This window comes from Methanobacterium sp. SMA-27 (assembly GCF_000744455.1).
Lineage (GTDB): Archaea > Methanobacteriota > Methanobacteria > Methanobacteriales > Methanobacteriaceae > Methanobacterium_B.
In genome coordinates, this window is the sequence record NZ_JQLY01000001.1 from 1491798 (window position 1) to 1512196 (window position 20399).

Below are 20399 nucleotides of genomic sequence, written 5' to 3' on the forward strand. Positions count from 1 at the left end.
TTTAGATTAATTAGATATTAATAGTTGTACAAATCAATATTTAATATATTCTGTTTATATTATGATAATATTCTTTAATTATTATTTAAATTACTTAATTTAATAAATAAAACCTTAGAATCATTAAAAATTATTACATTCTTTCAATCATTTCTCATTTTTAATTATTGAGATTTAAATTGATGATCAAATTAAAAATTAAGAAATCTTCAGAATTTATCAATTACATTCAATTTAATGCTGTAAATTACTCGATCTACATAAACATAAATATGGGCTAAATTCGACATAAAATTTTATTTTAAAGAGAGTTACTACTTCAAAAGATTATTAGAATAATGGTATAATACTCAAACTATCTAATTGTAATTTACTAATCACTTGGTTGAAGATGATTTAAATTATCAACAACCCAAGGCCATTCGCTTATTTGTTTTAAAAGCTCTTCTTTGGTGTTAATCTGTTTGATCTCTTTAATCTGTTCAATATTAACTTCAGACATCTTTAATGGCCTGTAATGGTAGAGATGATACAGTACATCATCTATCCGATAATTTTTTAACCCAAATAGATTGGCTCTAATAATTATTTCGTTATCTTCGCCTCCCCATCCACTGAAAATTTCATTTTGCATACCTATTGAAATAAAAGAAGATTTTTTCCAAAAAACCATGCCCCCATCTGCCCATTTTCTATATTGAGGTGGTGATTCAACAGTTTTGAAATCATATTTTTCTGTAAACTTTTCTTTATCCACTATATCTTTTATAACTCTATTAAAAGGGTGTACAAGGTCAAAACCATTATCCAATAAATAAATTGCCATATCTATATTTTCCTTTTTTGTGATACAATCGGTATCAACAATGCCAAAATATGGAGTTTTTAATAATTTAACCCCTTGATTAACAGCATACGATTTATTAAACAAATTATTATCCGAATTGTTAAAAATAACAGTAAAAGAATCAAAAGTTGATCCATATCTCTTCAATAAATAGCTTTTACTAGAATTATTTGAATGTTCCGAAATTATCACATTTTTAATTCCGATTTTGCTCAAATAATTTAGAGTTATAACTAAATTTTCTTCACGATCGGGATCATCAGTTTTACGATAAGGTATAATGATTGTTAATTTATTATAATTAGCTGAAGGTTCAATATTTTTTGCATATTCGTCTTTAACACTTTTATTTTCAGCCATTAAATTTTCAACCAGGGATATATAATTTTTTTTAACATTTTCTAAGTGATTATTCCTGCCTTTTAGTGCTTTATTATCACTTCTTTCATAATTTAAATGTTTTTTTATGATATCATTTTGACCTATCAATCTATCCATTTCTTCTTTTATGTTCTGCTTTTGTGTTTTATGGTAGTTTAACTGGTTTTCTAGTTGTTTTTTTTCGTTTCTTAACACAAATCTTTCTTTTTCAAGATTTGTCTTTTTAATTTCAAGATTTTTGTTTTGACTCTTTAATTTACCAATTTCTTCTTTTATGTTCTGCTTTTGTGTTTTGTGGTAGTTTAACTGTTTTTCTAGGTGTATACTTTCATTTTCTAAAGATTTATATGTTTCAGTCCTTTTAATGATTTTTTTAATCATATCAATAACCTTTTAATTAGTTAGCTTTAGCTAATTGTTATTTGAATTTATTATTCTCAAAATTTGTTCTGTTCTATTTTTAAAGGTATGATTTTTAAGTACAATATTCCTATACTCATCAGACATCTTCATTTCTTTATCTTTTGTTATAACCTCTTTAATTATGTCTTCAAGCTCTTCAGGAGTATCATAGGTTATTAATGCATCATTAAAAACATTTTCAGCACCCTTAACTTTGTCAGATATAATAAATGATCCCGAAGCTAATCCATCGAATAAACGATTTGAAATAAAACCTTTTTCACGCATATCATCCCAATGATCATTGAGTAATATTTCACATGAAGAATAAGCTTTTCTTAATTCCCCATTAGGTATGTGCTCACCTTTTATGTACTTTTTATCTATAAGTCCTTTCCAATTTGTCCCATATACTGAAAGATCCATATCAGTAGGTAATAAATCTTTAATTATTTTTCTTAAAACTTTTCTAGAGTTTCCAACGAATAATAGCTCATTTTTATATTTCTCAGAATAGTCTGGATAAAATACTTCTGGATCTGTACACTGCAGCATTTCATCAACAGGAACATCTACCTTTTCCCGGATTTTATTAGCCCAAAACTCTGAAGCTATTAATACGTAATCGTATTCATTATATTCTTCTACAGTAACTTTATCAGGGTGTGAAATATTCCACATTATATTGAAGTGCTGTTTTTTAGGTTTATACTGGCTTAATCCTCTTAAAACCAGAACAACATTATATTCTATATCTTCTTCGCTGTCCCATTCTGGTAGTATTTGTAATAACACATCACAATTTTTTTTCTCAAATTCTTTTTTTAACCCCAATGCCAGGTTATAATCTCCCCATTCATACACTGTTTTCCAGTTGGGTGCTGGTATTTTAATTGCGATTCTTGTCTTTAAAATATGTTTTTTCAGTGTTTGCTTTAATTTTTCGGAACGATTATCATAGACATGATTTTCTAGTACAAATTTTTGTAATTCCCTGACTTTCGATAATCTAACCTTTTCGTTTTCTAAATAATATGTTATTAGTTCAGATAATTCTTCTTTAGATCTAAAAACTGGTAATTTGCTTTTAAAAGTTTCTTCTGAACCTATTTTTCCATTGGTTAAAACTAGAGTTCCACATGCTAAAGCATCGTATACTCTGCTGTTAACAGAACCATATTCTTTTGTTACTCTATTTGCATCATCAATAACAATTTTTGTAGATTTATAAACTTCTGGAAGCTTTGAGTAAACTAAAAATCCCTTGTTATAATCTTTAAATTTACTAATTTTATCCCAGTTTTTCCCATAAAGATTAAATGTATATGGTAAGTCATCTGGTTCTAACATTTCAATGATATCCCTTGGATCGTTCCAGTAACTTCCTGTAAAACAGTAGTCAGAAATTAATTCTTCATTTGGCTGAACTTTCGAGTTAAATTTCGAAGGGTTAGTTGCTATAGATAATAAAAAAATTTCTCTGTTAGTTTTTTCTTTAATATAATTACATGCGGTTTTACTAGGTGCAAAGATAATATCATATTCTAAAAATCCCGGATTGGAAACCCATCTATCAAACCAGTTTCTTGGCCATGCAATTTTAATTAGGGATTTGTTAGTACATTTAATTTTTTTAGGATTATAAACATCTAGAAGAGATATTAAAACATCAACATCTTCGTCAACTTTATACCAATCCACTGGTCCTTTTCTGGTCAAAAAGCTTATGTCATAGCCTAATTTTTTTAGACTTTCACCAAATTCAAGTGCAGTAAAATAATCTCCTGCAGAAGCAGATTTTCCACTTTCACTGATAATAAAAACTATTTTTAAATGTTTTTCTGAAAACAATTTATTATTGTCTATTTTATCAATTAAAAGACATATCTCCAACCAGCCTTTCCATTCTTTGTTAAATAGTCTCATATTAAAAAAGCGCCATTTCATTATTTTTCCTGAATTGTTTTTTTCTTGTGTACCAAATTCATAATGAAATAGAGACGCTTTAGGACAATAAATATTTTTATATCCCCTTTTTATAAGTTTAAGACAAAAATCCACGTCTTCATATCCATAATTGTATCTTTCATCTAGTCCATTAACTTCCCAATATATATCTTTCTTTACAAGCATTGAAGCTGCTGTAACTGCTGCTCTTTCTTGTTCTAGACTATTATCAGAACCATATGGTTCATTGTCTACTAAATTATATGGTTTAATGAATCCATCTTCTTTTTTAAAGGCTATTCCTCTGTGCTGAACTTTAAAAGAGTTATTTTTGTTATGAACCGAAGTTGAACAGTCAGGATAAATCAATTTAGCACCTACTGCCCCGATATCTCCTGATTTTAAAGCTGTTTGCATCATTTGATTAAGCCAGCCATAAAGAGGTTTTACATCGTTATTTAAAAGTAATAAATATTCCCCTTTTGCAATATTAGCTGCTTGATTGTTTGCAATTGAAAATGACTTATTTTGAGTATTTTTAATAATAGTTATAGGTAAACTATCTGAAAGTTTTTCTAAATAATTTATTGAATCATCTGTAGAATCATTATCAACAATAATGATTTCAAATGAAGGATATTGAATATTTTCTTTAAAATCTTTAAATAGTCTCTTTAAATGGTTTGAACCATTCCTATTTACTATTATAATAGTTACTAATGGTGCTTTATCATTAAAAGTATACAAATCTATCAATGAGAAATTTTTAGTTAAAATATTTTCATATTTTTCCTTTAATTGTTCAGGACTCAGTGTAATTTGTTTTTTTTTATTAAGATTTTTCCTTAATTTGAAATTTAAGATTTTAATCTTTAATGAACCAATTCTATATCTTGTTAAAATTAAACTACGGCTAAGGTCATTTTTAACATTTCTTAGATAGTTTTTAGATGATTTTAGTTTATTATTGAACTTTCCCATAAGTTTCCCCTTATAATTAGTATAATTTATTTTTAATTAATCTATCAAATGTATTGTTAAATTATTATTGCTTTAAAATTATTGAGTAATATTTAATTATATGAATTTTATTGAATATTATAAAAGTTTTGAATATATGTATAATATACATTTTATTCATTAATATTTTAAAATAATAATACTGTATATTATTAGGTAGGTAATTAAATTAATATTAATTTAAGCATCTTCTTTTTATATTATATAGATAGATTTAAGAATAAACAGATTTAAGTTTAAGTAAGTTTATCATTTATAAAACAATATTATAAATTGCTAAAAATTAAAACTAAGAAATTTATTCTCACGATATTATTATTATTGATTAATGGAGTTGAATTATGCTCATCAGTACCATTAAAGATCACAGGTTTATCGATAATTTCAATAGATATAGATATTTGCTTATTCAACTTATAATAAGAAATATCAAGCTTAGATATCGAAGATCAGTACTAGGAATATTCTGGAGTTTTTTAGAACCATTACTATCAATGATTGTCCTTACTATCATATTTTCTTCGATCTTTAAAGGATTTGGTGTAAGTAACTATCCTGTTTACTTATTAATTGGAAGATTAATATTTCAACTATATTCCACCGCAACTACCGCAGCTATTTCCTCTATAACAGGTAATTCCGGAATTATTAAAAAAGTATACATTCCCAAGTATATATTTACTATAGCTGGTGTATTGTCCAGCGTTGTTACATTTTTATTATCATTAGTGGTCTTGCTTTTAGTGATGATTGCTACTCATGTTCACTTTACAATCTATATGATCTTTGCTAGTTTACCTCTAATAGCATTGGTCTTTTTTATAATAGGAACAGGCCTTATACTTGCTACCCTGGCAGTATTCTTTAGAGATATCAGACATCTTTATGGTGTTTTTATTACACTTCTAATGTACGCAACGCCTATTTTTTATCCGCCACAAATTGTGCCGGAGAGTTTCAGATTTATTCAAACTCTAAATCCAATATATGCTGCTATTGTCTGTTGTAGAACAGTAGTATTAGATGGTACTCTATATGATCCGTCAACACTGCTTTTCTTAGTGGGATCTGCAATATTTACAATGGTTTTAGGAATAGCACTATTTTATAAATATCAAGATAGATTTATTTTACATATTTAACAGAAATTTTAATTAGGTGAAAATATTGGAAGAAACAATTATTGAAGTTAAAGATGTAGAAATGGAATTTAATTTGTATAGGGAAAGGACAGATAATCTTAAAGAATATGTAATTAAATATCTAAAAAAAGAGCTTGAATCTCAATCATTTACCGCTCTTAAGGACATTTCTTTTGAAGTGAAAAGAGGGGATAAATTAGCAATTATTGGGCTAAATGGTGCCGGCAAAAGTACTTTGTTAAAAATAATTTCAGGAATTCTTAAACCAACTGAAGGTTCTTGTAAAGTGCATGGAAAAATTGTGCCTTTGTTAGAACTTGGAGCAGGATTTGATCCAAGTTATACTGGTAGAGAAAATATTTTTCTCAATGGTTCATTATTAGGTTACAAAAAAGAGTTTTTAGAAAGTAAATATGATGAAATAGTTGAATTTTCAGAACTTGAAGATTTTATAGATGTCCCAATAAAAAATTATTCTTCAGGTATGAAAGCTCGATTGGGATTTGCTATAGCAACAATGGTAGAACCTCAAATCTTGATTTTAGATGAAGTTCTATCGGTTGGAGATGCTAAATTTAGAGCAAAAAGTTATGAACGTATAGAATCACTTCTTAGCAAAAACGTAACTGTTTTGTTTGTATCTCATTCAATACAACAGGTCAAAAGGATATGTAATAGAGCGATATGGCTAGAAAAAGGCCATATTATTAAAGAAGGCCCTGCACAGGAAGTATGTGATCTTTACACCAAAACATGCTCAAAAAAATAATACCAAAGAATAAATTTAGATTTCTCTACTTCAAATGTAATTAGGCTATATTAGGATAGAAAATATTGTTTTGCTTGGCAATCATAGTAAAAAATTAGCTTGTTATTGAGTGTAAGTGTTATTATGGGTATAAAACTTTGATATTAGTATATCCTCCATCTCTGTTACCGGTCATATAAACTAAATGAGTTATATAAAATTTTATACTAATCGCTATTGTCAATATTCATTTTTAAATGATGGACACTTATAAAAGTGTTAATATGTTTCACTATTGATGTTAATTTTGGATATAGTATGGTATCATAAAACTTAAGCATAGTCAAATGTTATATAGAATAAATTAAAGTTCATAAAAATTTGAGGCATAAAGAAAGAAAGATTGGTGAGATTAATTGGTAAAAACTGATAAAAAGTTCATCTTAAATATGGATGAACTAGAATATACTAAATTCCCTTTGGATGAGTTATTTTCTCTAGAAGTTAATAATAACAATGTTAAATATGAATTTATTATTAGATTTTCAAGCATCAATAAAAATTTAATTTGTTTTGGTTCAGGTGCATATGAACCTGAGAAAATATCACCACCCATCTATAGAAGACATAGTTGGGAAAGTAAGTTTGAAGAGTCTGTAATTTACTATAACGATCCTACATTGTACATTGATCCAGAGTTATACATAGGATGGGGTATTGGAAAAATAGATGACTGGTATCTATTAGTTATAGCCGATATTATACAAATTTTAGCCCGGAAAAATAATATTACACCTGAAAATATGTTATTTTTTGGTAGTTCTGGTGGTGGGTTCACAGCCATTATGTTATCAACATTCATTAAGAATTCGTCGGTTATCGTAAATAACCCTCAGATATTTTTAACTAATTATGCAAAGAGACATCTTAACCAAATGATAAATTCTTGCTTTGATAATTTAGATTTAGAAACAGTTTTAGAACAATATGGACACAGGATTGACATTGTAAAATGTTTTGAGCACCAACAATATATGCCCAATCTCACATACATAGTAAATTCTGATTCTAAAAACGATATCTTAAATCATTTTATTCCTTTTATCGAAAGTTTAGTCTTATTTAAATACTTTAATGAGCGGGTAAAAATTTTATTATATAAAAATGAGAAAGGACATGATGGACAATTAGATCCAAATGAAACCATAAAACTAATTAAAAATCATTTTATTGAAAAAAATGATATCTCAAATAAAAAACAGTTAAATATTGCTGAAAAAGATCCAAAACATATCAATAAACAATTACAAAATAATACCAATAAAAAACCAAATAAAATTACATATATGTTACAGAGATTTTCTCATGAGTTTTTAAAAAGGAAATAATGAAGATAAGAGAACTTTTTAAAGTGGGTCTATAATAAATTAACTAATTAAAAATATAAAATAAAATATAATTACAACTTTAATGTTATTTAAAGTCCTGATTATAGCCCTACGGTTCTTAAAATAATTTCCACTTGTTTTATTCCATATTATACCCAAAATTGTTCCAAATAACTAATTCTGATTTTCTTTTTGTGGTTCCAATTATTTCTTTTTTAAAATTTCATTATTTGACATTTTTTACTCATCTATAAGTATTGATGGTCTGTCCCCGGCCAAACAATGGAATAAAACCATCATAACCATCTTCATTCCATCTTTTAAACAATTATGTATCTGTAACTATTGTTTACTTAGTTTTTTTACTCTCTTTTGGGTTACAAGCCTTTTTATTATTTTTCTTAAAAACTTAGAGCTAAATTAAACATATACTGAACCATGTACTCTAGCTGGCTTTATACTCCAAATATTATTCTTAGCATCAACATTACCGCTATAACTGTAAATTTCGTATCCAGTTGATGAATCACTGAAATGATTGTTATGAAGAATCCTAGTTGATGAACTACCACCAAAATTAACAACAGCATTACCCCTATTTGTTGCTTTGTTAGATTCAAAAATACAATCCGTAACGACTAAATTACTAGTATTATAGATAGCAGCACCATTTTCTGCTAAATTCGTCTTGAAATCCGTGCTGGTTACAGTTAATTCACCATTATAATTTAAAACAGCTCCACCATTAGTTTGGGCATTGTTGTTTGTGAAATTTGTTTGGATAATAGTCATTTTTCCTATACCATTTTTAACTGCTCCTCCTTGATTTGCATCATTATCGGTGAAATTACAGTTGCTAATTTTTATTTTGGTAAAGGAAACACTATCAACACCTTCAGATAGAATTGCACCACCATTCTTTTTTGCAGTGTTTTTATTAAATAAACTATTAGACACTGTTAAATTACCCATATAATTAAAAATGGCCCCTCCATTATTGCTTGCGTAGTTCTGGATGAATATACAATTATTTATACTACAGTTGCTTCTTTCATTAAGTATAGCTCCACCACTACTAATAGTGGATATATTACTTGTGAAAGTACAATCTTTAACTGTTGCTTTACTTTTGTAACTATGAATTGCTCCACCATAACCTTTGAGTGATTTATTAGATGTGAAAATACTATTTGCCACATTTGTAGTACCCTTATCTGTATAAACAGCCCCTCCAGTACCGGTAATTGCAGTATTATTGTTAAATCTACAATTTATAATATTAAACGTTCCTCCATAATTTTTTGTTGCTCCACCAGAATTAACAGCGCCATTACTGGAAAAAGAACTATTAGATACTGTTGTAAGACCAGCATAATCAGTAATACTTCCCCCACCATTGTTTCCTCTGTTATTGTTAAATGTACAATTTGTAATTATTCCATTCGATCTTACATCAACGATTGCTCCACCACTTAAGGTTCTTGCAGTATTATGGTTAAATTTACTGTTTTTTATATTTATAGAAGCATAATAACTATCTATTGCTCCTCCATCGCCACCTATTGCTGTATTATAATAAAAGTTTTCTTTGTTAATTGTAATTTTACCATGATAATTGTTGATACTGCCTCCACTTTTTTTTGCAGTGTTTCTGGAATAATAATTTTGAGTTAAAGTTAAAGTGCATCTGTCGTTGAAAATGGCTCCCCCATTATTTGAAGTATTATCAAGGAATTTACTGTTTGTAATCTTTGCAGTGTTATGAATGGTATATACTCCTCCCCCTCCACTACTTGCTTTATTATTGTTAAATGAACTATCAATAGTAGTTAAAGCATTATTGGAATAGATAGATCCCCCTCTTATTGCGCTGTTAGCTATAAAATTACTATTCTTGACGTTCAATCTACCATAATAATTAACAATGCCTCCACCATTTGAACTTGCTATATCATTGGTGAATGTGCTGTTAAATACAGTTATTGAACCTTTGTAATTGTATATGGCCCCACCATCAGAAGCTCTTCCGTTAATTAATTTTAAATTAGATATGTTCACGTTTATTCCTGATCTAATTTTGAAAATTCTACCGTTACGATGGGCATCAATTACTGTATAACGATGATCATCACCATAAATATTCATACTTTTAGAAATACTTATATCATGTTCATAGTAAGTACCTTGAGTAATTCTAACAGTTCCACCGGTAGATATGTGACCTACAGCATTTTTAATAGTTCTTTTCGGTCCATCTTTTCCATTCCACTTGCTACTAAGTCCATTCCAACCATCATTCCCATTGTTACTTACATATATTTTTGATGTACTTACAGAAGCTGCATCAGCGGAATGAATGTTAAACGACATCAATACTATAAGAAATATTAATAATAAAGGAATTATTACGAATTTTGAGGTAATTATATTAGTTTTCATCGTCATTGCCTTCTATACTTTTAATATTTTTTCTAAATTAAATTTATTATATTTTTAATTTTAAATTAAAGATTACTTTTAAATTAAGATTAAATTATAAAATAATAATCTTCACATATAAATAAAGGTTCTTCACTTTTTTGTGATATTTAAGAATATACAAACATAAAATTTGTTAATAATTAAATAATATTTAAAATTGTAAAAAAATTTTATTCCATTGCTCACAATAAAAAATTTTGACAAATTTTATACATATATTTTAGAAGAAGGTTTTTAGAAATATTAAAGAATATAGATTAATAAAGGAAATTCATGGAAAAAATAATTCTATCAATAGTAATTCCTAATTATAATGGTATTCATTTACTTAAAGAATGTCTGGATTCTATACAAAAACAGGATTTTCCTTTTTATGAAGTGATCATTATAGATAATGCTTCCAAGGATAAAAGTGTTGAATATCTTGAAGAAAATTATCCAGAATTTACGTTGATAATAAATAAAGAAAATTTAGGCTTTGCAGCTGCTGTGAATCAAGGAATAAAAGCTTCAAATGCAGAATATATTTTTCTCCTAAACACAGATGTTGAATTGGAAATCAATTGCATTTCAAACCTTTTAAATTGTATTAAAAAAGAAAATAATATCTTTGTTGTTTCATCAAAGATGATCCAGTACCATGATAGGTACAAAATAGATGATGCTGGTGATGAATATTCAATTTTAGGCTGGACTAAAAAAGTAGGAGAGGGTAAATCTACAGATTTATATAATAAAAAAAGAGAGATTTTTAGTGCCTGCGCTGGGGCTTCAATCTATAGAAAAACTGTTTTTAATGATATAGGATACTTTGATGAAAACTTTTTTGCATATATGGAAGATGTTGATATAAGTTACCGTGCAAAAATTTATGGATACAAATGTATCTACTGTCCCAAAGCAGTTGTTTACCATATAGGCAGTGCCGCCAGCGGAAGTAGATATAATGCATTTAAAATTAGATTAGCTGCCAGAAATAATGTGTATGTACCCTATAAAAATATGCCATGGCCACAACTAGCATTGAACTTCATATTTTTGATATTGGGCTTTCTGATAAAATATCTGTTTTTTCTTAAAAAGGGTTATGGAAACGAGTATATAAAAGGGTTACAGGATGGTTTAAAATCTTTAAGCAAAATAGATAAAATAGAATATAAAAGTAATAGACGGAATAATTATTTACACATAGAATGGCTTTTAATTAAAAATACTGTGAAGAATATTTTTAGTTAATCAAATTAAATAATTTTTTAATAGTAAAGCTTATTTTTAACTAAATCAAATATAATTTATCTACAGTTAACTTTCAATTATAATATTTATATTCATTTAAGAAATTTGATAATCAATTTATTTAATGTTGTGCATCTACTTTGGATCTAATCCAAAATATGATAAACCATTTCCAAAGGAGCCATAAAATGGACTTATCCATCATAATAGTAAATTATGAAACTTACGATCTAACAAAACAAGCTGTAGAATCTGTTATTAAACAAGATCAACCTTTTAGCTACGATATTTACTTAGTGGACAATGGATCAAAAGATGGGAGCATCCATAAATTAAAAGAGCATTTTTTAAAAGAGTCTGAAGATGGCCTTATCAAATTCATATTGAACAATGAAAATAGGGGTTTTGCTTATGCAAACAACCTTGCACTCAAGAAAATAACATCTGAATATATTCTTTTACTCAATTCTGACACGATTATTGTTGACAAATGTCTTGAAGATTCTCTCAACTACATTAAAAACCATAAAGACATAGGAGCATTGGGTTGTAAAGTTGTTTTACCGGATAATACATTGGACATGGCATGTAGAAGAAGTTTTCCAGATTTTAATGTTTCATTCTATAAATTAACAGGATTATCACGAGTTTTTCCCAAAAGTGAACGTTTTGGAAGGTATAATCTTAGTTATTTAAACGAAGATGAGACCTATGAAGTGGATTGTATTGTAGGTGCCTTCATGCTTGTCAGATCACAAGCGATTAAAGATGTTGGTTTTTTGGATGAATCATTTTTTATGTATGGGGAAGATATTGACTGGTGCTATCGTATTAAGGCTGCAAACTGGAAAATAATCTATTTTAGCGATGCAAAAATTATACATTATAAAGGTGCGAGTAACAATAAACAACTGACATATGAATTTTATAGGGCAATGTATATCTTCTATAATAAACATTATAAGGATGGATATCCTTGGATTACAACTGCTGCAACTTATTTAGGAATTTGGGGCATTTGCAGTTTGAAAATGTTTAAAAATTATATTACTAGATAAATAATAAGTTGAACTAATAATTATATGAACAATGTCAAGGGGGTGTAAACAGTGATCAGAGAAAATCAGAGACTACTAAATATTCTACAAATTATTCTTGATGCTGTTGTACTAACCTTAGCATTATATTTTGCATGGTATATACGTGTTAAAACAGATCTTTTAGGCCCTGGTTTTGATGTTTGGGGAATACCCCAATATGCAACCTCCCTTCTATTTATTATAATATCTTACACCATTCTGAACTACTTCTTTGGCTTATATAATCCTCAAAGAACAGATAAAATTAGTTCTGAAATAAAGCAGATCCTTAAAGTAAATGTTATAGGGATGTTACTGCTAATTACAACCTTGTATATTATCGAGGTTAGCGATTATTCAAGATATATACTAGCTATGTTTGCAATATTCAGTACAATGTTCATGACCATTGAGAGAGTTATTCTTAGAAATGTGTTAAGATACGTACGTGGAAAAGGGTATAATGTACAGTTCATACTTGTTATAGGTGCAGGTGAACTTGGTGAAAAATTTGCAAACAAAATCAAGAAGAACTATTATATTGGATATAATATAATTGGATTTTTAGATGACAACATTTCTAAAGGTCAAAAAATTGCTGATTCAGAGATAATTGGGCAAATTAAAGATTTAGAACGTACAATTCTCACGCGTACTGTTGATATGGCAATCATAACCCTCTCCTCTAGACATTACGAGTTAATAGAAGATATTGTAAACACTCTAGAGAAATTTGGTGTGAAAGCGGAAATTGTGCCTGATTTCTATAGGTACTTTCCAGCAAAGCCATATATCGATATGATAGATGATATTCCGGTAATAAATATAAGATATGTACCACTTGATAACAACTTAAACAAGATTCTAAAGAGGATTTCGGATATAATTCTTGCAATATTGGGCATAATTGTAACCTCTCCAATACTTCTTGTCACAGCAATTCTTGTGAAGCACAGTTCTCCAGGGCCAGTTATATACAAACAAAAGAGGGTGGGATGTAACAGGAAAGAATTTGATATTTACAAATTCCGTAGTATGAGGGTCCAAGATTGTGAAGAATTTAAATGGACAAAAGAAGATGACCCCCGGAAGACTAAAATCGGTGCATTTATACGTAGAACTAATATTGATGAATTACCGCAATTTTTTAATATTTTAAAAGGTGATATGAGTTTAATAGGCCCTAGACCAGAACGCCCATATTTTGTTGATAAATTCAGGGATGAAATTCCGAAGTATATGATAAAACACCATGTACGTCCGGGCATGACAGGTTATGCACAGATTAATGGTTATAGAGGTAATACATCAATTAAAAAAAGAATTGATCATGATATCTTCTATGTTGAAAACTGGAATTTCCTACTGGATGTGAAAATATTCTTCATGACGTTTAAAAGCTTCTTCAAAAATGCCTATTAAACCAATTTAAACCTTATTATCTAATACAAATTTAATTTAAAAAAATTGGTTAATACTTAAAAACCTTTATTTTTTCTTAAAACTAATTATTAAATATTTAAATTTAGAAATAATGTAAATTTTAACTTTTTTTGTGATTTTTATCCATTTATGATTGATTTTCATAAATGCAAAGTATATCACATATTCATAAAAAGAACCAATGAATCTAATTTAGGATTATCTAGTTTTAAATGATGTTTATTGTTAAAAACAGTAAAGGAATGAGCTTATCCGATGATCTTCATATCAATAACCTCATAATAGGTGTTAAATCATGAAAACAATCCTATACACCTCCTTTTTTCAAAATTATACCGAAGTCTTTATTAGGTTGTTTGAGTGATTCACTATTAGTGTTTGATTTAGATCAAATATTTATCCTATTTGATTTTGTCAAGCAGGGAGGCGGTATAATTAATAGAAAATTACTCTTATCAGTGCTATTATTTTTTAGTTTAGCACTTGCTTTAAATGCGAGTACAAGTAGTGCTGCATCGATGGATCAGAAAAATATTAGTATTTCCAACACATCTCCGGATAATTTGGGTAACAATATTTGTTCATCCAATTACATAACCGGCAATGCAAATTCTACAACAAAAACTAACATTAAAAATACAACAACAAAGAAAGCGAAAATAAATAGTACAATGGCAGCAGGAGCCCCTGTGAAAGTAAATGGTTTAACATTAGCACAGTTAAAGGGTGGAACTTCCAGAGTTCAATCATTCTACAATAAAAATAACAGACTACCTAAGTATGTTACATTTGGAACCAGAAAAATATCAATATCAACATTCAAGAAAAACATAGCAACACAAGGACTAAAAATAAAAACTAAAACAATATCTACCAAAACAGTAACCACAAAAAAAGTGAATGGTCTAACTGTTTTACAGTTAAAAGAGGGAACATACAGAGTTCAATCATTCTACAATAAAAATGGCAGACTTCCAAAGTATGTTAAATTTGGAACCAGAAAAATAACAATGGCAACATTTCAGGAAAACATAACAACACAAGGACTAAAAATAAATACAACCCGAAAAACAGTTAAAATAGACACCAGTTCTGTGGCTTCACTAGCAAAATCGCTTAAAGCTGGTTCTACATCCACATATAACACTGCTGTAGCTATATTTAATTGGGTTAGAGACAACATTAACTATTCGTTCTACTACAACACCAGATATGGTGCATCAGGAACATTGAAAAATAGATCTGGTAACTGTGTTGATACATCACATCTACTTATTTCTCTTGCAAGAAGTGCTGGAATTACAGCCCGGTATGTGCATGGAACTTGTAAATTTTCAAGTGGAACTTGGTACGGCCATGTATGGGCTCAGTTATATTTAAATGGTAAATGGGTTATTGCCGATGGCACCAGTTATAGAAACTCACTTGGAGTTGTAAAAAACTGGGATACTTCAACCTATAAATTAAACGGTATATACACAACACTTCCATTTTAGATGAAATCAAAAAAATTACATCATTTCTTTCTTCTTTTTTTAAAATACTGTCTAAAAATTGGAGTATTGTCTCAACTATCCACATTGTAAATAATAAAGGATTTATTTTGTTTTAATTAAGAAATGACCAGTATGATAGGTTTTATTTTAATTTAAAGTCCATTATACTAGTTTTTTATATGATGTATGTATAATTAGTATTTGTAAACGGATTAAATAAATGTGATTAAAGGATATAGTGTTTCAATTGACCCTATTTGTTAAAAATACCAACTGAGTAAGCTGATCCATAATTTGTTGGATAAATAAGAATTTAGAAGGTCTTAAATTAAAAAAAGAGCCCTATATCGGCCTTTTTTTGGAAAAAAAACCAAAACATATATAAGTGATGATCAAGTAATCCAGTTTTAGGTTTGATACAATCAAATATTTAGTTATTTGATGTTTATCAAACGTGGAGGCGGTATAATTAATAGAAAATTGTTATTATCAGTGCTATTATTATTAGGATTAGCACTAGTTTTAAATGCAAATACAGCAGCAGCAGCAAACGCTACAACCAAAGTAGCTCCCAAAGTAACATCAGTCAATCCAGCAGACCATTCAATTGTATTGAAAAGTCAAACCATTAAAGTAAAATTTAACGAAACAATTAAAACTGGACCTTACTCAATAACACTCAAAAACAGTGCAGGAAAAGTTATAAAAACTAAAAACATTATTAGTTTCAATACACTAAGCATTATCCCATCAAATGCATTAGCCACTGGGGTTAAATATAATCTTATATTAAATGCAGGAAGTGTAAAAAACCTGGCAGGAAATTGTAATTCCAAATATACTACCAGCTTTACTGTATCCCCAATAACATTGTCTCAAATGAAAGATTGTCTTTCAAGAGTACAGAAGTTCTATAATAGTAACTATAGACTTCCTAACTATGTGACTTATGGTTCTAAAAAGATTGATATAACCACTTTTAAGAAGATTATAGGAACACAAGGGTTAAAAATAAAAACAACTTCTGCAAACGGAGTAAGTGCAAGTCAAGGTAGACCAGTTTATATTACAAGCGATAATATAATAAGCAAAAGCAGTGACAATGCCAGGATTAACAAAATCATTTATGGATTAAAAGCCATGGGAATAAAGGCTTATAATATGGGTTTAGGACCCAATTATCATGTAAGTGTTCTTCAATCAAGTAGAGTTCCCAAAAATGCATTAGTAATCGACATATATGGAGGGGCTTGTGCCGGTACATTAAAAGAAATGGGAAGTAAATGGTACAAAAGTATAAAAAGTACTAGAGAAGTCTTCTCAGTCTTCTGGCCACCATCTACAGATATAACTAATTTAGCATATTTACCAAGAGCACATGATGATAACTTCGACCCAGCATCATTCAAAGGCATAGCACATCCAGATGCTTACTTGAAAGCAAATGGATACAATTACATCCACTCTGGAAGTATGACAAATGTTGTAAATGCAATATTCTACGAAGCAACACATTAAACCCATTTCAAGAAAATAAAGAACCATTAATAATGGATTCTTTAATTTTTTAATTTTTTTAATTAAAGTTTAAATCGATACATTGACAATAATTTATTTATTTATCTTACCCCGAATTTTAACTATTTCTAGTTTAATCCATAATCACATAAAATTATTTGAGACTTTACCAATTATCTAATTTAAGCTGTTATTCTCAAATTCATGAAGGTTAATTATATTATTTTGATTTTAATATTATTTATTTTCTAAAATTCTAGACCTAAAAGAATATATTATATTAAAAGAGAAATTAAATGGTAAAAATTTATTAAATATAATTATAAGATTTATATCAAAATTTTTAGGAGATTTTATGAAACTAACAATTATTGGAACGGGTTATGTAGGATTAGTAACCGGTGTATGTTTTTCAGAAATGGGAAATAAAGTATATTGTATTGATATTGATAAGAAAAAAGTAGAAGATTTAAAAAAAGGTATCATCCCAATTTATGAACCTGGTTTAGAAGAGTTGTTATCTAAAAATAGTAATAATGGTAATCTTTACTTCACAACAGAATTAAATGATGGCTTGAAAAATTCCAATATATGTTTTATAGCCGTAGGCACTCCAATGAATGAAGATGGAAGTGCAGACTTGCAATATGTACTTTCTGTAGCAAAAGAAATAGGAAAAACACTTACCCATGACATTATTATTGTAAATAAATCTACAGTGCCAGTAGGAACTGGATACATAGTAGATCAAATAATTAATAAAGAATTAGAAAAAAGAAATTTAAAGTTTAAAGTTCATGTAGTGTCAAATCCTGAATTTTTAAAGGAAGGATCAGCTGTTGCTGACTTTATGCGGCCAGATAGAGTTGTTATAGGTTCTGATGATGTAGATGTGTTACAAACAATAAAAGAATTGTATACTCCTTTCACTATTAATCATGAAAGATTCATAACTATGGATATATGTAGTTCAGAAATGACTAAATACGCATCAAATGCCATGCTGGCTACAAGAATCTCATTCATGAATGAAATGGCCAATATTTGTGAAAGAGTAGGCGCAGATATTAATAAAGTTAGAGAAGGAATTGGTAGTGATAAAAGAATAGGATACAGCTTTCTATATCCTGGCTGCGGTTATGGGGGAAGTTGTTTTCCAAAGGATATTAAAGCTTTGATAAAAATTGCCCACGATAATCAATATGAACCAACCATATTAAAAGGATTAGAATCTGTTAATAATCAACAAAAATTATCACTTGTAAATAAGATCATTAAAAGATTTGGAAATGATCTTTCTGGTCACACATTTACTTTATGGGGATTGTCTTTTAAACCCGAAACCGATGATATGAGAGAAGCACCATCATTAGAAATTATTAATAAATTAATTGAATTAGGAGCTAAAATCAATTCATACGATCCAAAAGCAATGGATGTTGCAAAGAATTTATATTTTAAAGATAATTCAAACATAAAATTCTTCAATAACAAGTACGATGCATTATTAGATGCAAATGCAATGATCCTCGTAACTGAATGGAAGGAATTTAGGAGCCCAGAATTTGATGAAATTTCAAAAAAAATAAAGACAAAAATAATTTTTGATGGAAGAAATCAATATAATCAAGATAACCTGGAAAAGATGGGCTTTGAATATTATCAAATAGGTGTATCTGATGGTTTTAATCTCTAAAAACTGAATTTAAATGAGTCAAATAAAATTTAAATATTGATTTAATAATCTAAAATTAAAAAAGGCTTTGTTATACAAATTGGTTTATAATAACCCAAACTCTCTTTTTTAATTTTTTTATTCAATTTATTCCAGAATCTTCTTTTATTGATGTGTTTTTTGAAATTATAGTTATAATTATTAATTTTTTAAGCATCCATTTACAAAAAATTTTAGTTATAAAAAGTAGTATTCAAAAATCAAAATTATAGAAAAATATAATTTATTTCAATAGTCAATTTATACACAATTTAATGAATAACAAATATACTATAATATTTACCCATATTGGTTTTATTAGAGGTATTTTATCCTAAAACGGCCTAAATTTTATAATACCCTTTTTTAAAAATAAAAAAAATATGTTTTATTTAATTTATTTAGATCACAAATTGGATATTGCCTGTATATATATACTGTTTACTATAGTTGCTATATCCCCATTTTGCTGATATAAATAGTGATATCCATATTGTTTTAACAAATTGGCAGGATTTATTACACCATCTTCAGCACGTATTTCATATATACCGTCATTATTTGTGTCTTTTGCAGGATCAACTTTTCCATCCTGATCAGAGTCTATCCAATTGGGAAATCCCCCAACTGTACCATATTTTGGTGTGAAATCATCGTCATTTGATCTAGGTAATAATGTATTGTTGAGATTATCAATATTGGTTTTTGTATTTATCCAAATTGAAAATATACTTCTATTACGAACCATATTTGTGTAATAACTTTTTGTCATTTCCCATATTGTACCTGCACAAACTCCACCATATATATTGACTATTAAAGCGTTTTCAGGTATTGCAATGTTTGTAAGGATTTCATAATGAGAATTTGGGCCTAAACCATAATTCATTGCATATAATCCCATAGCTTTTAAGCCAGATACAATGCTGTTCAATCGAGCCATATCAATACTTGTGTTAATTATATTATCGCTTGTGAGATAAATTGGTCTTGAATTAGTAATTTCAATTTTTGTGGAGCTGTATTTGTAGTTGTTAGATTCATTGGATTCATTTATAAGTTTAGTTTTGTCTGCATAAGCCATTATAGAATAGTTGGAGTTTGTAATGTTAAGGGGTATTGATAATTTGGTGTTCTGGCTGTTGCTTGCTCCTGCAGCTAGTGAACTTATGTATCTTTGTCCAATGTAAATAGATGAATCACCTATTAGATAGTATTTTACATAGAATCCGCCAGTAGCAGTATTTCCTCTGTTTTTAACTGTGTTTGGCACGGTTATTGTATTCCCTTTTACACCTATTGTAGGGGCTGTGACTTGGGTTACTGTTAAATCCTTTATTTTGGTGTTAATTTTTAATCCCTGAGTTGCTATGATCCTCTGAAATTCTGCTATGAGTATCTTTTTTGTAACAAAACTCACATAGTTAGGTAATCTTAAATTGCTGTTGAAGAAGGTCTGTGCTCGGGAAAGACCGTCTTTCATTTGAGCTAATGTAATTTGGGATACTGTAAATCTGGTTGTATAGTAGGAATTACCCTTTCCTGCCAAGTCCTTTA

13 protein-coding genes are annotated in these 20399 nt (G+C 28.5%); 9 read left to right on the forward strand and 4 right to left on the reverse strand.

What is annotated here, in order from left to right; translation table 11 throughout:
* Window positions 1-373 precede the first annotated feature (373 nt).
* Together DL91_RS07480 and DL91_RS12920 are read right to left on the reverse strand one after the other, a co-directional pair.
* Window positions 374-1609, reverse strand: a complete 1236-nt coding sequence (locus tag DL91_RS07480; RefSeq protein WP_048190921.1) for a glycosyltransferase family 2 protein — start codon at window positions 1607-1609, stop codon at window positions 374-376.
* Between the two features lie 30 nt (window positions 1610-1639).
* The gene (locus tag DL91_RS12920) at window positions 1640-4558 is read right to left on the reverse strand and encodes a glycosyltransferase (protein ID WP_052374293.1); all 2919 of its coding nucleotides are present in this window, start codon (window positions 4556-4558) and stop codon (window positions 1640-1642) included.
* A gap of 380 nt (window positions 4559-4938) precedes the next feature.
* On the opposite strand from DL91_RS12920, the gene DL91_RS07490 reads away from it, so the two are divergent.
* The 3 genes from DL91_RS07490 (at window position 4939) to DL91_RS07500 (ending at window position 7875) form a co-directional block, all read left to right on the forward strand.
* Entirely contained in the window at window positions 4939-5739 is an 801-nt protein-coding gene (locus DL91_RS07490) for an ABC transporter permease (protein ID WP_048190922.1), read from the forward strand.
* Between the two features lie 16 nt (window positions 5740-5755).
* Window positions 5756-6508 (forward strand): ABC transporter ATP-binding protein, encoded by a 753-nt coding sequence (locus DL91_RS07495; RefSeq protein ID WP_369792051.1) that lies wholly within the window; start codon window positions 5756-5758, stop codon window positions 6506-6508.
* A 428-nt stretch (window positions 6509-6936) separates the two neighbouring features.
* Entirely contained in the window at window positions 6937-7875 is a 939-nt protein-coding gene (locus DL91_RS07500) for a glycosyl transferase family 2 (protein WP_156096049.1), read from the forward strand.
* 420 nt (window positions 7876-8295) lie between these two features.
* Here the strand turns inward: DL91_RS07500 and DL91_RS07505 are convergent, their stop codons facing one another.
* The gene (locus DL91_RS07505) at window positions 8296-10245 is read right to left on the reverse strand and encodes a right-handed parallel beta-helix repeat-containing protein (RefSeq protein WP_197050622.1); all 1950 of its coding nucleotides are present in this window, start codon (window positions 10243-10245) and stop codon (window positions 8296-8298) included.
* A gap of 384 nt (window positions 10246-10629) precedes the next feature.
* Here DL91_RS07505 and DL91_RS07510 point away from each other — a divergent pair, with 384 nt between their 5' ends.
* The 6 genes from DL91_RS07510 to DL91_RS07535 all read left to right on the forward strand — a co-directional run bounded on the left by DL91_RS07510 (window position 10630) and on the right by DL91_RS07535 (window position 18824).
* Complete coding sequence (locus tag DL91_RS07510; RefSeq protein ID WP_048190924.1) at window positions 10630-11592, forward strand: glycosyltransferase family 2 protein; 963 nt, start codon at window positions 10630-10632, stop codon at window positions 11590-11592.
* A 188-nt stretch (window positions 11593-11780) separates the two neighbouring features.
* Window positions 11781-12650: a glycosyltransferase family 2 protein gene (locus tag DL91_RS07515; RefSeq protein ID WP_048190925.1), complete on the forward strand. Its 870-nt coding sequence runs from the start codon at window positions 11781-11783 to the stop codon at window positions 12648-12650.
* A 51-nt stretch (window positions 12651-12701) separates the two neighbouring features.
* Window positions 12702-14093 (forward strand): undecaprenyl-phosphate glucose phosphotransferase, encoded by a 1392-nt coding sequence (locus DL91_RS07520; RefSeq protein ID WP_048190926.1) that lies wholly within the window; start codon window positions 12702-12704, stop codon window positions 14091-14093.
* 395 nt (window positions 14094-14488) lie between these two features.
* Window positions 14489-15610 (forward strand): transglutaminase family protein, encoded by a 1122-nt coding sequence (locus DL91_RS12925; protein WP_052374296.1) that lies wholly within the window; start codon window positions 14489-14491, stop codon window positions 15608-15610.
* A gap of 441 nt (window positions 15611-16051) precedes the next feature.
* On the forward strand, window positions 16052-17128 hold the full coding sequence (locus tag DL91_RS07530) for an Ig-like domain-containing protein (protein ID WP_048190927.1): 1077 nt from the start codon (window positions 16052-16054) through the stop codon (window positions 17126-17128).
* A gap of 355 nt (window positions 17129-17483) precedes the next feature.
* Window positions 17484-18824, forward strand: coding sequence for a UDP-glucose/GDP-mannose dehydrogenase family protein (locus DL91_RS07535; protein WP_048190928.1), 1341 nt, complete (start codon window positions 17484-17486; stop codon window positions 18822-18824).
* A 424-nt stretch (window positions 18825-19248) separates the two neighbouring features.
* Here DL91_RS07535 and DL91_RS07540 read toward each other — a convergent pair whose 3' ends face one another.
* Window positions 19249-20391 carry a CARDB domain-containing protein gene (locus DL91_RS07540; protein WP_048190929.1) on the reverse strand — a complete coding sequence of 381 codons (1143 nt, stop codon included), beginning with the start codon at window positions 20389-20391 and terminating at the stop codon, window positions 19249-19251.
* Between the last annotated feature and the right edge of the window lie 8 nt (window positions 20392-20399).

Coding starts and splice junctions, on each gene's coding strand:
- DL91_RS07515 (WP_048190925.1), top strand. CDS start 11,781: ATGGACTTATCCATCATAATAGTAAATTATGAAACTTACGATCTAACA.
- DL91_RS07530 (WP_048190927.1), top strand. CDS start 16,052: ATGTTTATCAAACGTGGAGGCGGTATAATTAATAGAAAATTGTTATTA.
- DL91_RS07510 (WP_048190924.1), top strand. CDS start 10,630: ATGGAAAAAATAATTCTATCAATAGTAATTCCTAATTATAATGGTATT.
- DL91_RS07505 (WP_197050622.1), bottom strand. CDS start 10,245: ATGTCGTTTAACATTCATTCCGCTGATGCAGCTTCTGTAAGTACATCA.
- DL91_RS07490 (WP_048190922.1), top strand. CDS start 4,939: ATGCTCATCAGTACCATTAAAGATCACAGGTTTATCGATAATTTCAAT.
- DL91_RS07535 (WP_048190928.1), top strand. CDS start 17,484: ATGAAACTAACAATTATTGGAACGGGTTATGTAGGATTAGTAACCGGT.
- DL91_RS07480 (WP_048190921.1), bottom strand. CDS start 1,609: ATGATTAAAAAAATCATTAAAAGGACTGAAACATATAAATCTTTAGAA.
- DL91_RS12920 (WP_052374293.1), bottom strand. CDS start 4,558: ATGGGAAAGTTCAATAATAAACTAAAATCATCTAAAAACTATCTAAGA.
- DL91_RS07500 (WP_156096049.1), top strand. CDS start 6,937: ATGGATGAACTAGAATATACTAAATTCCCTTTGGATGAGTTATTTTCT.